The organism is Calothrix anomala FACHB-343 (genome assembly GCF_014696435.1).
GTDB lineage: Bacteria > Cyanobacteriota > Cyanobacteriia > Cyanobacteriales > Nostocaceae > Aulosira > Aulosira anomala_A.
Window position 1 is genome coordinate 32,710 of the sequence record NZ_JACJQG010000049.1, and the last position, 13,623, is coordinate 46,332.

The 13,623-nt window shown below is 41.3% G+C and carries 9 protein-coding genes and 1 pseudogene; 5 read left to right on the forward strand and 5 right to left on the reverse strand.

Annotation, left to right across the window (positions count from 1 at the left end; translation table 11 throughout):
- Positions 1–121 precede the first annotated feature (121 nt).
- Entirely contained in the window at positions 122–565 is a 444-nt protein-coding gene (locus H6G08_RS24500) for a pentapeptide repeat-containing protein (protein ID WP_190547684.1), read from the forward strand.
- A 57-nt stretch (positions 566–622) separates the two neighbouring features.
- Here H6G08_RS24500 and H6G08_RS24505 read toward each other — a convergent pair whose 3' ends face one another.
- The 3 genes from H6G08_RS24505 to H6G08_RS24515 form a co-directional block, all read right to left on the reverse strand.
- Entirely contained in the window at positions 623–1,963 is a 1,341-nt protein-coding gene (locus H6G08_RS24505; protein ID WP_190547686.1) for a TldD/PmbA family protein, read from the reverse strand.
- A 270-nt stretch (positions 1,964–2,233) separates the two neighbouring features.
- Entirely contained in the window at positions 2,234–3,706 is a 1,473-nt protein-coding gene (locus H6G08_RS24510) for a TldD/PmbA family protein (protein WP_190547689.1), read from the reverse strand.
- 271 nt (positions 3,707–3,977) lie between these two features.
- Positions 3,978–5,459, reverse strand: coding sequence for a CoA-acylating methylmalonate-semialdehyde dehydrogenase (locus H6G08_RS24515; RefSeq protein ID WP_190547690.1), 1,482 nt, complete (start codon positions 5,457–5,459; stop codon positions 3,978–3,980).
- Positions 5,460–6,322: 863 nt separating this feature from the next.
- On the opposite strand from H6G08_RS24515, the pseudogene H6G08_RS24520 reads away from it, so the two are divergent.
- Both H6G08_RS24520 and H6G08_RS24525 read left to right on the forward strand, forming a co-directional pair.
- A pseudogene (locus H6G08_RS24520) lies at positions 6,323–6,589 on the forward strand (transposase); the annotation flags it as partial.
- 359 nt (positions 6,590–6,948) lie between these two features.
- Positions 6,949–7,617 (forward strand): ATP-dependent Zn protease, encoded by a 669-nt coding sequence (locus H6G08_RS24525; RefSeq protein ID WP_190547694.1) that lies wholly within the window; start codon positions 6,949–6,951, stop codon positions 7,615–7,617.
- Positions 7,618–7,698: 81 nt separating this feature from the next.
- On the opposite strand, the gene H6G08_RS24530 is transcribed toward H6G08_RS24525, so the two are convergent.
- A complete protein-coding gene (locus H6G08_RS24530) occupies positions 7,699–8,724 on the reverse strand; it encodes a GGDEF domain-containing response regulator (RefSeq protein ID WP_190547702.1) in 1,026 nt (341 codons plus the stop codon).
- Positions 8,725–9,511: 787 nt separating this feature from the next.
- Positions 9,512–9,712 (reverse strand): heavy-metal-associated domain-containing protein, encoded by a 201-nt coding sequence (locus H6G08_RS24535; RefSeq protein WP_190547704.1) that lies wholly within the window; start codon positions 9,710–9,712, stop codon positions 9,512–9,514.
- A 524-nt stretch (positions 9,713–10,236) separates the two neighbouring features.
- Here H6G08_RS24535 and alaS point away from each other — a divergent pair.
- On the forward strand, positions 10,237–12,879 hold the full coding sequence (alaS, locus tag H6G08_RS24540; protein WP_190547706.1) for an alanine--tRNA ligase: 2,643 nt from the start codon (positions 10,237–10,239) through the stop codon (positions 12,877–12,879).
- A gap of 146 nt (positions 12,880–13,025) precedes the next feature.
- A complete protein-coding gene (locus tag H6G08_RS24545) occupies positions 13,026–13,622 on the forward strand; it encodes an SMI1/KNR4 family protein (RefSeq protein ID WP_190547707.1) in 597 nt (198 codons plus the stop codon).
- Position 13,623 lies beyond the last annotated feature (1 nt).

Here is a 13,623-nt window from a genome sequence, read left to right on the forward strand (position 1 = left end):
ACTCTAACCCAGGTATGAGTATTTATAAACTATTCATGTAATAAATTACTCCCATTGTATGAAGACATAATTTGAGAATTTGGGAAAATGAGATTGTTAAGATTAATAGGAGAAAATCATTATGAGACAGACATTGTTGACAGCAGTAGCTTTATTCAGCACCCTCGCTTTAGCTGCACCAATTTCTGCTCAAGCTAGCGCCAACCAAGCGCAAGTAAAACGCTTGTTAGAAACTGGAGTATGTGCTGGATGTGATTTAACTGGTGTTAATCTTAGTGGTGCGCACTTAATTGGCGCAGATTTAAGAAACGCTAATTTAAAAGGTGCTAATTTAGCAGGTGCTAATTTAGAAGGTGCTGATTTAGCTGGCGCTAATTTGGAAGCTGCAAATTTGAAAGAAGTCTTTGCGAGTGGTACAACCTTCAATAATGCTAATCTTACTAATGCTAATTTAAGCGGAGCTAGTTTACATAACGCTCAAGTAGATGGCGCTGTGATGATTGGCGCTAATCTTAATGGCGCTGAGGGATTTGATATTAATCTGGGTATTGGCGGTGAAGAATAATAATTAAGAGTTAGAAACTAGTATTAACTCTAATTTCTAACCCCCAACGCTTAAATCTTAATCACCAGTAATTGAGAGTTCATTCACCCAAATGCGAGGACAAACACCACCAGGTGTTAACTCAGGCTCTTTTTCTACACAAATAATCGATTTCAACACTTCTAAGAAATCGCCGGCGACTGTTGCAGATTCAATACTGGTTTTCTCACCTTTATTAATTAACCAACCATCAAAAGGTAGAGAAAACGAACCTTGTAAGGCTTTTACACCTGCATGTAAAGCTTGTAAATCATCAATCAAAATTACATTTTCCGCAGTTTCTAAGCTTAATTCTTGCTCAGGTTCGGCGGCTCTAAATACATGAAAAAAGTTAGGGCTAACGCTAACTTTTGCACCAATACTTGCATTACCTGTTGGTTGAGCGTTCATTCTTTTTGCAGTTCCCGCACTGTGAAGGAAGCCCGCTAAAACACCCTTTTCAATCAGAGAAACTTGACGAGTAGGTGTACCTTCACCATCAAAAGTTTCTGCACCAATATTAGCAGGGTGTAATGCATCATCAACTACAGAAATTAGCGGTGAAGCAATTTGCTTACCGATATCATCAGCAGTCGATAAACTTTGATTATCGAGAATATTTTGGGCATTATATAAATTAGAAAAAGCACCCAACAAACTCAAGAAAGCTTCCGGTGAGAACACAACTAAATATTTACCAGACTTGATTTTTTCATAATTCAAGTGACTGATAGTTTTCTCAACAGTTTCTTGAATACAACCATTGATATCTAATTTTTCTACACCCCGGTTGACTCTAAAAGCGCCAGCACTGCGGGGTTTTTTCCCTTCCTCTTCAGTTTTGCTGTAAAGATATACCGATGCTATGGAATGAGATTCTGTTCTGACTGCGCCTGCACTATTGAGGTAGAATCGGTCAATATCTCTTTGCGCCAAACCATTATATGGTACACCGTTAATTGCGGGATGGGCTGAGAGTAATTCTTTTTCAGCTACCAATAATTTTTCGATAAGTTCCGAAACAGGTGCTTGAGGTACTTTGTCGTGAGGTGTATTTTCAATAGGAATAGTAGCCTCTGGACTAAAATCAGGAACATTTTCCTTCACACCAAAAAAACTAGCTTCATAGGCAGTTTTTAAAGCTAATTCTAATCCCTTGGGATCTACATCTGTAGTGCTGGTAACACCCATTGTATTCTCTTCATTCCAGACACGAACTGTCACACCAGAACGATTAGAAGCTTTAACTTGTTTGGGTTCACCTTGGTCTACCTGGACGCTAGTTTCATCTACAGTAGAACCATAAATATCAAACTTTTGAATGCCAAGTTTTTCAGCATTTTCCTTGGCATAATTTGCAATCTCATTGATAGTAGACATAGTCAATTGTGGATTTTTGATGTTTAACTCTCAATAGACACAGACATATTATTCATCCGTGTTCATCTTCGCCTCTCATAAATATGTCTCACCACAAGAACACCTCAAGAAAATCTGGCTGTAATAAATCACAACTTTTCCTTTTCACAACCTCCGCGTACCTTTGCGCTAGGCTCCGCGTACCTTTGCGTTTAAAAGCTCTCAATTCAACCAACCACAAAGGATACAAAGTAAGACATAAAAAGGATCTCTTGTAGTGAGAAATAAGTACTAGCGTCCGCCTACGGTAATAGAATCAACCTTGATATGAGGCTGTCCTACTGTAGTGTAAATACTGCCGCTAACAGAACCACAAAAACCAGGTGCAAGTTCTAAATCTTGGGAACACATAGAAATTTTATTCATAATTTCCTTAGCTTCACCAATCAGAATTGCGCCTTTTAATGGTTTAGTAATCTTGCCATTTTCAATTAAATAAGCTTCATCAACGCCAAAGTTAAATTGACCTGTAGCACCAACACTACCACCACCCATTTTTTTGCAGTAAATACCTTTATCAATGGAGGCAAATAAATCATCAACACTGTATTCACCAGGTGCAATATAAGTATTCCGCATCCGGCTAGCAGCAGCAAAGGTATAATTTTGGCGGCGTCCGCTACCGGTTCTGGGGTGTCCAGTGCGCCAAGAACCTGTTCTATCTGCTAAAAAGTTCTTAAGAATGCCTTTCTCAATTAATAATGTTCTTTGCGCCGGCATACCTTCATCATCCATATCTATGGTACCAAAGGCATTGTCGGCTCGTCCTTCATCCCAAGCTGTCAGGCTTTCGTGGGCAATTTTTTCGCCTTTTTTATCAGCAAAAGGTGTGGTATTTTTTTCTATTTGCGTAGTTTCTAATAAATGTCCGCAAGCTTCGTGGAAAATCACGCCACCAAAGTGATTCGCCATGATAATCGGGTAAGTACCAGATTCCACATAATCTGCATAGAGCATTTTACCTGCAGATTCAGATATTTGCTCGGCGGCTTGTTGGTAATCCCAAGTTCTTAAGAAGTTAGCATCGCTGGTATTACCTGCACGTTCGCCAATAGAGGCGCGATTAGCACCATCTGCACAGAGTAGGTTAAAGCCTACAGATTGGGTGAGGCGGATGTCACGGGCAAAAGTTCCATCACTGGCGGCGACTAATACTTCTTGCCAATCGCGGAAATAGCTGGCACGACGGGATTGTACGTGGCTGGCTTTTTTGGTGAGTTGGGCAGTACCATCAAGTAGAACTTCTCCCATTTCGCGGATAGAACTACACAGTGGTAACCAGCCATCTTTACCGCGTTTTGTGGCGTAATCTCTAAGTAATTCTAAATTGATTTCGGGGATAAAAGCGGTAGGTGCGGGTAATTGCAATCCCAGGATAGAAAGACCTTTTTCTAAGGCGGCTTTTAACCCAGAGAAGGAAAGGTTATTGGTGCTGACATAGCAATCAGCTTTACCGCGAAATACTCTCACCCCCGCACCTGTGGCGAGACTGGGTGAAATACTGGTGATGGCGTCATCTTCAGCCAGACAGCTGATATAGTTGCGACGTTCTAGGAAAAATTCGATAAAGTCGGCACCTGCGGCGCGTCCTAATCCTAACAGGGTAGCCAGAGGGGCTTCCCAAGTGTCATCGAATCGTTCCGATGTGGAAGAATATTGTAAGGTGGGGAGCTGGTTCGAGAGAAGTAGAGTACTTGTAAGCATGAATAGCCTCGTCTGCTGGCGTGTTCAGAGATTTGACCGAAAATTCCTAGTGTGATTAGTCTAACAAATCAGTAAAACCCACAGTTGGTGGTAAATTGGTAGGGTTTTCCACCATTTAGCGTTTGGATTCAAGAGTTTACCAAGATTTATGACCAATTTTTTTAAAGTCAGTAGGGGCGGGTTAAGCAAGATAGTCGTGAATGATTGGATCATATTTGTGAACCCGCCCCTACAGCTGGTGAGAAATGCGGGTTGATTCCTGATTTTTCAGTTAAAATTGACGCGACCAATTGCTAGGCCAGCGTTCGACTACTACTTTAGTTTGGGTAAAAAATTCGACTGCGTGATGGCTTTGCCCGTGTAAATCGCCAAAAAAGCTTTCTTTCCAACCGCTAAAGGGAAAAAATGCCATTGGCGCAGCTACACCAATGTTGATGCCAATATTACCAGCTTCGGCTTCGTAGCGGAATTTGCGGGCGGCTGCTCCACTGCTGGTGAATAGACAAGCCATGTTACCATATTGACCGCTATTAACTAAGGCGATCGCATCTTCAATACTATCTAAATGAATTAAGCTCAGTACAGGGCCAAAAATCTCTGTACGGGCGATTTCACCTGCAGGATTGACGTTTTCTAAAATGGTTGGGCGGATAAAATTACCTTGTTCGTAACCCGATATCTGTGCTTTTCGTCCATCAACTAACAAATTTGCCCCTTCTTCTACCCCTTGCTGAATTAATCCCTCAATTCTGGTTTTACTCCTCACATCAATTACTGGCCCCATTTCTACGCCTTTATCTAAACCGTTACCTACCACCCGGTTTTTGGCAGTTGCAGCGATGGCTTCGGTAAACGAGTTACGTGCATCAGCAACGGTAATGGCTATCGATGCAGCTAAACAACGTTGTCCCGCACAACCAAAGGCGCTATCTGCTGCAATGCGTGTAGTCATCTCTATATCTGCATCTGGTAAAACAATCAGGGGGTTTTTCGCCCCACCTTGACATTGCACTCGTTTACCATTGGCGGCGGCGCGGCTATATATATATTTAGCTACTGGTGTAGAACCAACAAAACTAATGGCTTTGATTTGGGGATGATCTAAAATGGCATCGACAGCTTCTTTACCGCCATTAACTAGATTAATTACCCCTTTGGGTAAACCTGTTTTATCTAGTAGGTGGAAGATTTTTTGCATTGTCAGAGGTACCTTTTCCGACGGTTTGACAATGTAGGTATTGCCAGTTGCGATCGCATAAGGTAAAAACCAAAAAGGAATCATCCCCGGAAAATTAAACGGACAAATCACCGCCGCCACTCCTAAAGGTTGGCGAATCATCATCTCATCAATTCCTTTGGCGATATCTTCCAAATTTGTCCCTTGCATCATCATGGGAATTCCGCAAGCAACTTCCACATTCTCAATCGCCCGTCGCATTTCCCCCTGAGACTCAGCTAAAGTCTTACCGCACTCCCTGGTGATGGTTCGCGCCAAATCTGCAAAATCTTCTTCCAACAGATTTTTCAGCTTAAATAAATACTGTACCCGTTCCGTCGGTGGAGTACGTCGCCATGTCGCAAAAGCCGCCACCGCCGCCGCAACTGCTTGATTTACCTCAGACGCAGGTGATAAAGGTACTTGTGCTAATATTTCTGCCGTTGCTGGATTGATGACATCTAAATATTCTGTAGCGTTTGTTGATGTACACCACTGACCATTGATGTAGTTGGGTAAGATTGGCATTGTACTCATGGGGCAAATTGAGATTTTTCGGTGAATAGATGCAGCAAGGGACTTCCAATTAAAAAAATAACCAATCGCTATGCAGGCAGAGGGGCAGGGAGCAGGGAGCAGGGGGAGTAAAGAAAAATCTCCTTAAATAAATTGGGTAATTTATTCTCTGGAAGTCCCCAATATGGCTATCTTAGCCCTTGTGCATTTCATTCAACTTGATTGAGGCATTCGGCTACAAACCTCTCAACCTTTGATTTTTGAGTATCGTTTGTGTACTCGGTGATAACCTACCCTGCTAGTTTTCCTTCGGACTACGGTAAATCTACAGGATTAAGAGGTTTATAAATAAAAAATATCTAATAATACTTGTGGGTTAAGCCTTTCACGCGATAAAAAACTGAATAATTTATTTCTTAATTATTTCTAAATATTTGCAAATTTGAGATTTTTGCTGTTTTTGCTTCACTTGTATCTATTTATATTTTTGACAATAGGTAGCTTTTTGAGTCAAAGCTGCTACTCTCTTCAGCGCAGCAAGTTGATGACTATGTATTCATCACCGAGCATTTTGTCAAAAATACTGCTTCTTCAGAATTTCCTCAGAATTATCTTTTAGTCTTTGATGCTAGAGAGTGACGAACTCAGGTATTAACTTTTTTGTTTCTACTATTGCGAGTGGATATGCACTCTCGCTTTGACTAGAGAAAAAACGAATAGAAATCAGTTCAACAAAGCAATAAATAGCTTATCAATTCTTTTAGAAGGTAGATAAATTTATGTCAGTTCAACTTGGAGTTCAAAAAATCGAAAATAGCTACTCTCTACCATACAAAAATTTGAGTTTGCTCAATCAAAAACAACCAACTTTTGCCAAGCAGACAATGAATTGCCCTCTATGCGGCTATGCTCGAACTCGCAAGCACGGTAAGACAAGTAAAGGCAGTCAGCGCTTTTTCTGCCCCAGTTGTCGCCAAACTTTTAGTGAAACATTAAATACCCTTTATTATCGCCGCCAAGTTAATAAAGAAGACATCCAAATTGTCCTGCAATCCTATGCAGAAGGCATGAGCTTTAGAGGCATTAGTCGGATTAGCGGTTTAGCTTACAACACTGTAGTCAGAATTATTCAGGCTGCTAACCAAAAGGCAAATTCTGCTAATACAGAAGATTAATTATTAACTAATAAGTTATTCAACCACAGCGTCAATAAAATAGCTGTTCTCAACCCAAGGAAACGCTTACGCTGTATACCTGTTTGAATTTTGGATTCCGCGAAGCGGTACTAGTGGCTCATCGTCAAAGTTTTGATGATTTGGCTGCCAACACAAAACGTGTTTGGTGAATTCATCGACTGAGTTCTGCACTCAGAAATCATTCTCCCCACGAAATTAATGCGATGAACCACTAGACTTATTCCAAATTTCAGAGATTTCTTGACTGAGCGTTCAGATCCCTCGCAGTTTGGCTAATAATGAAGAAAGATTAAGTTTCATTTAGCAAACTCACAATGAGCCAAACTGCCCTGAATTTGATTGCCATATCTATTTTTTTGATGACTCTCTCGGCGTTGTTGGGGCCATTACTAAACATTTCGCCAACATTACCAGCGATCGCCACCTTTACAATTTTAGGAATAGCAACCTTCGATAGTTTCAGTTTGCAGGGAAGGGGTGGTTCGCTGCTGTTAGATTGGATTGCTGGTTTTTCTCCTTCCCATCGCGATCGCATTATCCACCATGAAGCTGGTCATTTTCTCGTCGCTCACTTTTTAGCTATTCCCGTTACTGGCTATACTCTCAGCGCCTGGGAAGCTTGGAAACAGGGACAACTCGGACAAGGTGGTGTCAGCTTTGATGATAGTGAATTAGCCTCAGAATTGGAATTAGGTAAAATTAGCGCTCAAAGCTTGGATCGCTACTGTACTGTATGGATGGCTGGAATTGCTGCCGAAAATTTAGTTTTCCAAAATGCTGAAGGTGGTGCTGACGATCGCCTCAAGCTCGCAGAGGTGTTGACAAAATTGGGCTTTTCTGGTAATATAATCCAACAAAAACAGCGTTTTCATGCACTACAAGCCAAAACTCTGTTACAAGAAAATTGGTCAAGTTACCAAGCTTTAGTCACAGCTATGCAGCAACGTGCCTCAGTGGCTGATTGTCAAAGGGTAATTGGTTAATGGTCAATGGTCAATGGTCAATGGTCAATGGTAAGTTGTTCTCCTAGCCCCTAGCCCCTAGTCCCTAGCCCCTAGCCCCTATTATGATGACGCAGCTTTGAGATAGGGCATATCAGATAAATCATAGGAGCTAATCACTTTATTTCTGCCTGTGGATTTAGCTTCTAGGAGACATTGATCGGCACGATGCAATAAACTGATACCTTGCTCATCATCATCGCTTTGTAGGGAAGCTGTGCCTAGACTAATGGTGACGTTAATAGTCTGATGGTTGTTGATCGCAAAGGGTTGTTCGCTGACTATGCGATTGAGACGCTTGGCGACAATCAATGCTTCTTCACCTGTGGTATTGCCTAGAAGAATCACAAATTCTTCACCGCCATAACGGAAGGGTGTATCTTGAAAGCGTAAATTATGTTTTAACCGAACACATAATAACTGTAAAAGGCGATCGCCTACTAAATGCCCGTAGGTATCATTAACTTTTTTAAAGTAATCTACATCTAAAATAATTAAACTAAAAGGAAGCGTTTGTTCGCGGGCTTTTTTAATTTGTCTGGGTAAGTCCCATTCTAAAGCACGACGGTTATTGATTTCGGTCAAAGAGTCAGCTAGAGCGATCGCGGAAAGTAAATCGTTGGTGCGAATTAAATCGCGGTACTTTTTCGCCTTGCGCAAACCAACTGTTAATTGCGCCAGAATCAGGCGATGATTAGCAGTCACCTCGGCTAAGGTATAGTCTGTTTTACTTTCTGGAAGTTGCCAAATATAAGCATCAGCGCCTTGTTTTAAGGCTGAGGAAGTCATTTCTAATTCCCACTCCCAGCCATATTGATCTCTATCAGTTATCTGCTGACAACGATCTTCTAGAAGAATGCAGTATATCCAAGATAACTTTGGCTGGTCTTTCAACCAACTGCACAGATCCATACTGCCATCTCGGCTAGCCTGGATAAATATAATGTCTGGCGGTGATGCTTGAATATAAGAAATCGCTCGATCGAGATCGCCAATTACCTCTACACTAAAAGCGGTTGCATAACGGATCTGATCTGGAAGCGTGGAGATAAATTTATGACTTCCAAAGACCAGAAGGGAAATATTCATTGCTTTGCTTTTTGCCCTATTTCAATTTTCAAGAGATGAACCTGTTAAACTAAGCGCTTACTTAATTAATACTGAATACGTCGGTAGTTATGGCTAGGGAAGATTACCCTATGATTAATTGTTGTACTGCGAAATATATAATTTATTTGCAATTTTAATCTCCTTTTAAGGATTTACCTCAACTTCGGTTACTTGCTGATTAACTTCTGACCCTACTTTCGGCTTTTCTATATTTTTTTTAAAACAGTAAAAATACTGAATCTTATTGTTGGAGACAAAAGTTTTTCTGTATTTTCCTGGTATGAGACATTGGGAATAATGATGATAGCTATTAGTTTCTAATAACCAGCATATATTAAATAAAAAAAATTACTGAGCTTGAATATTTAAAACTTTATAAAGTTTAGATTCCCCGTAAAAACCGATATCTTCATTGGATTTACATAGTTCTATCTCCTTGAAAACACGTCATTAACCCATTGAATATCTCTAGGATCTAAAGGCGAGAGCTATAGCTTTATCCTTGTGCATCTAGGATTAAGTGATGATTTTCAATATAGCAAGCATCAGTTGTGTAGTTCTATATTATTTATTAGTTATTCATCAATTTTTTAAAAAGACTTCAGTAAATATACATAAATCCTGACTCCGTACTCTTCCCTAAAAACAAAATTATATTATTTAAATACACGATCGTCTGCCCCGATTCGGGACGGACGATCGCAACCAGGATTTATGTAAATCTCATGAGATTTCAATCTAGTTTTGGCAACAAGTGTGGTGATGATTAATAACCAGCTATGTTGTAACCAGCAGCAACAATTATTTGCTTAATGGACTCCTCAGAAGCTGCGGATTCTACGCTGACAGTTTTAGCTTGGACATCCACATTTACTTTTGCATCTGGTTCCATCACATGAATAGAATTCTCAATTTTTGCGGCACAGTCTTCACAAGCTATGTCCGGTACATTCAGTTTTAATGCCATTGCTGACCTCTGAAACAAAACTTAATATCTTCTTAATAATTATCTTAGCCTTGACATTGTGCTGGCTCATCGTCCTCAAGTTAGGTGCATGTATGGGACGTAGGGTATAGATTTTCTGGTATGTGTACTGTTGACAGTTGACTGAAGAAAGGCAGTATCTATGGCAAAATAGGAAAGAGGGACAAGGGAGAAATAAACCAAACTATGTTGCGCAATGTAAATATGCTTGAAACCCTTACCAATGACTATTGTACAGACAAGGGTTATCGCGTCTCTTACAAATGACTATTGACAGATGACTATTGACAGATCTCGCCAGTTGTCTTTAATTGCGCCGACCTACTTAAAATAGGAATTGATTTATCTGTCGGCTGTACTTAAGGCTAAACTCGTAAGCAAAAACCTGTAGCGCCAATCCCCTGCTGTCTAGGCGTAGGGATTGTGAATGCGGCATACTTTCTCTGTAGAAGAAACGATCCTTTGTCGGCCTTCCCAATTTTATTGAGATTATTGTTGTAAAACCCATGTCTTCTAATCCCCAGTCCCTCAGTGGTAACGAAATTCGCACCTTATTCTTGAACTTCTTTGCTGAACGAGGACACCAGATTCTCCCAAGTGCTTCTCTTGTACCTGAAGATCCGACGGTGCTGCTGACGATCGCGGGGATGCTACCATTTAAACCGATATTCTTAGGGCAACGCACGCCAGAATTTAATCGCGCTACCACATCGCAAAAGTGTATCCGCACCAATGATATTGAAAATGTCGGACGCACCAAACGCCACCATACGTTTTTTGAGATGCTGGGTAACTTCAGCTTTGGTGATTATTTTAAAGAACAAGCGATCGCTTGGGGATGGGAAATTTCTACGCAAGTTTTTGGTTTTTCCCCCAACAACCTTGTCGTCAGCGTATTTGAGGAAGACGACGAAGCTTTTGCCATTTGGCGCGATCAAATCGGCGTTCCCGAAGCCAGAATCAAGCGCATGGGTGCAGATGATAACTTTTGGGCATCCGGCCCCACTGGCCCATGTGGCCCTTGTTCTGAGATATACTATGATTTCCACCCAGAACGGGGTGATGAAAACATTGATTTAGAAGACGATTCCCGGTTTATCGAGTTCTACAACCTGGTATTCATGCAATACAACCAGGATGCAGAAGGGAATTTAACACCTCTGCAAAAAAAGAATATTGATACTGGCATGGGTTTGGAAAGAATGGCGCAAATCCTGCAAAAAGTACCGAATAATTACGAAACAGATTTAATTTTCCCGATTATCGAGACAGCAGCCAAAATTGCGGGAATTGACTACCACAAGAGCGACGAGAAAACCAAAGTCTCGCTAAAAGTCATCGGGGATCACGTGCGTGCTGTTGTTCACATGATCGCTGATGAAATTCGCGCTTCCAATGTAGGACGGGGTTACATATTGCGGCGCTTAATTCGCCGGGTGGTGCGTCATGGGCGATTAATTGGGATTAGTGGCGAATTTATTACCCAAGTTGCAGAAACTGCGATCGCGCTTGCGGAATCAGCTTATCCTAATGTCAGACAACGGGAAGCCGCAATTAAAGCCGAACTACAACGGGAAGAAAGCAATTTCTTAAGAACTCTCGACAGAGGCGAAAAACTGCTTGAGGAAATTATTCAACAGGTAAAACAGCAAGGAAAAACCGTAATTAGCGGCGAAAGTGCTTTTACCCTGTATGATACCTACGGTTTCCCCCTAGAACTCACTCAAGAAGTGGCTGAGGAAAACAACCTCACCGTTGATGAAGCAGGGTTTGATGTGGAAATGCAAAAGCAGGTGGAACGCGCTAAAGCAGCCCATGAAACCATCGATTTAACCGTGCAGGGTTCTTTGGATAAACTTGCAGAACATATCCACGCAACGGAATTTTTAGGTTATACCCAGCCAGCAGCCACGGCGAAAGTGGAAGTATTGCTAGTGGGTGGTGTGGCGCAAGAAGCAGCCGAAGCGGGTACAGATGTGCAAATTGTCCTGAATCAGACCCCATTTTATGCTGAATCTGGGGGACAAATTGGCGATCGCGGTTATATCACAGGCGATGGTGTGGTGATTCGCGTTGATGATGTGAAAAAAGAATCTGATTTCTTTGTGCATTTCGGACGCATCGAACGCGGTACAATCCGAGTAGGAGATACTGTAACTGCACAAATCGACCGTGCTTGTCGGCGTCGTCTGCAAGCTAACCATACAGCAACTCACCTGCTACAAGCAGCATTAAAGAAAATTGTCGATGAAGGTATATCTCAAGCAGGTTCCTTAGTTTCCTTTGATAGATTGCGCTTTGACTTTAACTGTCCCCGTGCTTTAACAGTAGAAGAAGTCCAGCAAGTTGAAGAACAGGTAAATACTTGGATTGCCGAGGCACACAGTGCAAAGATAGAAATATTACCTTTAGCAGAAGCCAAAGCTAGAGGCGCTGTGGCTATGTTTGGCGAGAAATACGGCGAAGAAGTGCGAGTAATCGACTTTCCTAGCGTATCAATGGAACTGTGCGGTGGAACTCATGTCAGTAATACTGCGGAGATTGGCGTATTCAAGGTAATTTCCGAGGCTGGTGTAGCTTCGGGAGTGCGGCGGATTGAAGCAGTTTCCGGCCCGGCAGTGTTGGATTACCTAAATTTGCGGGATAAAGTAGTTAAAGATTTAAGCGATCGCTTTAAAGTTAAACCCGAAGAACTACCAGAGAGAATCACAACTCTGCAAAACGAACTCAGAACCAGCCAAAAACAACTGGATGTATTGAAAGGACAATTAGCGATCGCAAAATCCGACAGCTTGCTGCAAACAGCCGAATCTGTAGGCGATTATAAAATCATCGTCGCCCAATTAGATGATGTCGATGCCGAATCCTTGAAAACCGCAGCCGAAAGGTTATTACAAAAACTAAGTAACGGTGCGGTGGTGCTAGGTTCAGTTCCCGAAGCTGGGAAAGTGAGTATAGTAGCAGCCTTTAGCGCAGAGGTGAACAAGAAAGGTTTGCAAGCAGGTAAATTTGTCGGTGCTGTCGCCAAAATTTGCGGCGGTGGCGGTGGTGGAAGACCAAATTTAGCCCAAGCCGGCGGACGCGATGCGAGTAAGTTACCAGAAGCTTTAACACAAGCGCTGAGTGATTTAAAAGCTGGATTGAGTTAATTGCTTGTCAAGCATATATCTTGCACACTAAGAAAATTTCAATAAAGTAGAGTGGGTTACGCCTTTGCCTAACCCATTTTTTGTTCATCTGAAAAGAAACTTGATTTACGTAAAATCAAATAACTTAAAATCTAAAATTTCAATCAATGAAAAATTTTAACTGGCAAAGTCGTATTAGAGAATGGAGTCAAAAGCGAATAGAAGCACTTGAAGATTATGAGAAAGAAGAGTTATCATCAGAAGTTATTGAATCTGGCTACTTAGGTTATCCTGGTGCGACTGAAGAGCAGATTACTGCTGCTGAAGCTCGTTTAAATATAAATTTACCACCTTCTTATCGAGAGTTTCTCAAAGCTTCTAATGGATTACCTCCTACATCAAAAGGTAGCATCCGATTTTATGCAGTTGAGGAAATCGATTGGTATGCTCTTAACCATCAAGATTGGATAGATGAATTGATGGAAGATAGGCAAAGATTTGAGCCAGTAACCGAGGCAGAATACTTTGTTTACGGTCATGAACAATGTAATTTAACTTTTTACCCAGCACATCTACAAACAGTATTAGAGATTAGTAGTGAAGACTTGGGTTTTCAATTCTTACTTAACCCCAATATAATTGTAGTAGATAAAGAATGGGAAGCTTGGTTTTGTAGTTTTTCAACTACATTCGGTTTATATCGATATCGTTCTTTTAGCGAAATGATGGATGAGATATTAAATGACCTAGAACTCCTTGGCTAGA

What these genes read in the sequence shown, in the direction of transcription:
- H6G08_RS24515 (WP_190547690.1), bottom strand. Translation starts at nt 5,459, where the DNA reads ATGAGTACAATGCCAATCTTACCCAACTACATCAATGGTCAGTGGTGT.
- H6G08_RS24525 (WP_190547694.1), top strand. Translation starts at nt 6,949, where the DNA reads ATGAGCCAAACTGCCCTGAATTTGATTGCCATATCTATTTTTTTGATG.
- H6G08_RS24505 (WP_190547686.1), bottom strand. Translation starts at nt 1,963, where the DNA reads ATGTCTACTATCAATGAGATTGCAAATTATGCCAAGGAAAATGCTGAA.
- H6G08_RS24535 (WP_190547704.1), bottom strand. Translation starts at nt 9,712, where the DNA reads ATGGCATTAAAACTGAATGTACCGGACATAGCTTGTGAAGACTGTGCC.
- alaS (WP_190547706.1), top strand. Translation starts at nt 10,237, where the DNA reads ATGTCTTCTAATCCCCAGTCCCTCAGTGGTAACGAAATTCGCACCTTA.
- H6G08_RS24530 (WP_190547702.1), bottom strand. Translation starts at nt 8,724, where the DNA reads ATGAATATTTCCCTTCTGGTCTTTGGAAGTCATAAATTTATCTCCACG.
- H6G08_RS24545 (WP_190547707.1), top strand. Translation starts at nt 13,026, where the DNA reads ATGAAAAATTTTAACTGGCAAAGTCGTATTAGAGAATGGAGTCAAAAG.
- H6G08_RS24500 (WP_190547684.1), top strand. Translation starts at nt 122, where the DNA reads ATGAGACAGACATTGTTGACAGCAGTAGCTTTATTCAGCACCCTCGCT.
- H6G08_RS24510 (WP_190547689.1), bottom strand. Translation starts at nt 3,706, where the DNA reads ATGCTTACAAGTACTCTACTTCTCTCGAACCAGCTCCCCACCTTACAA.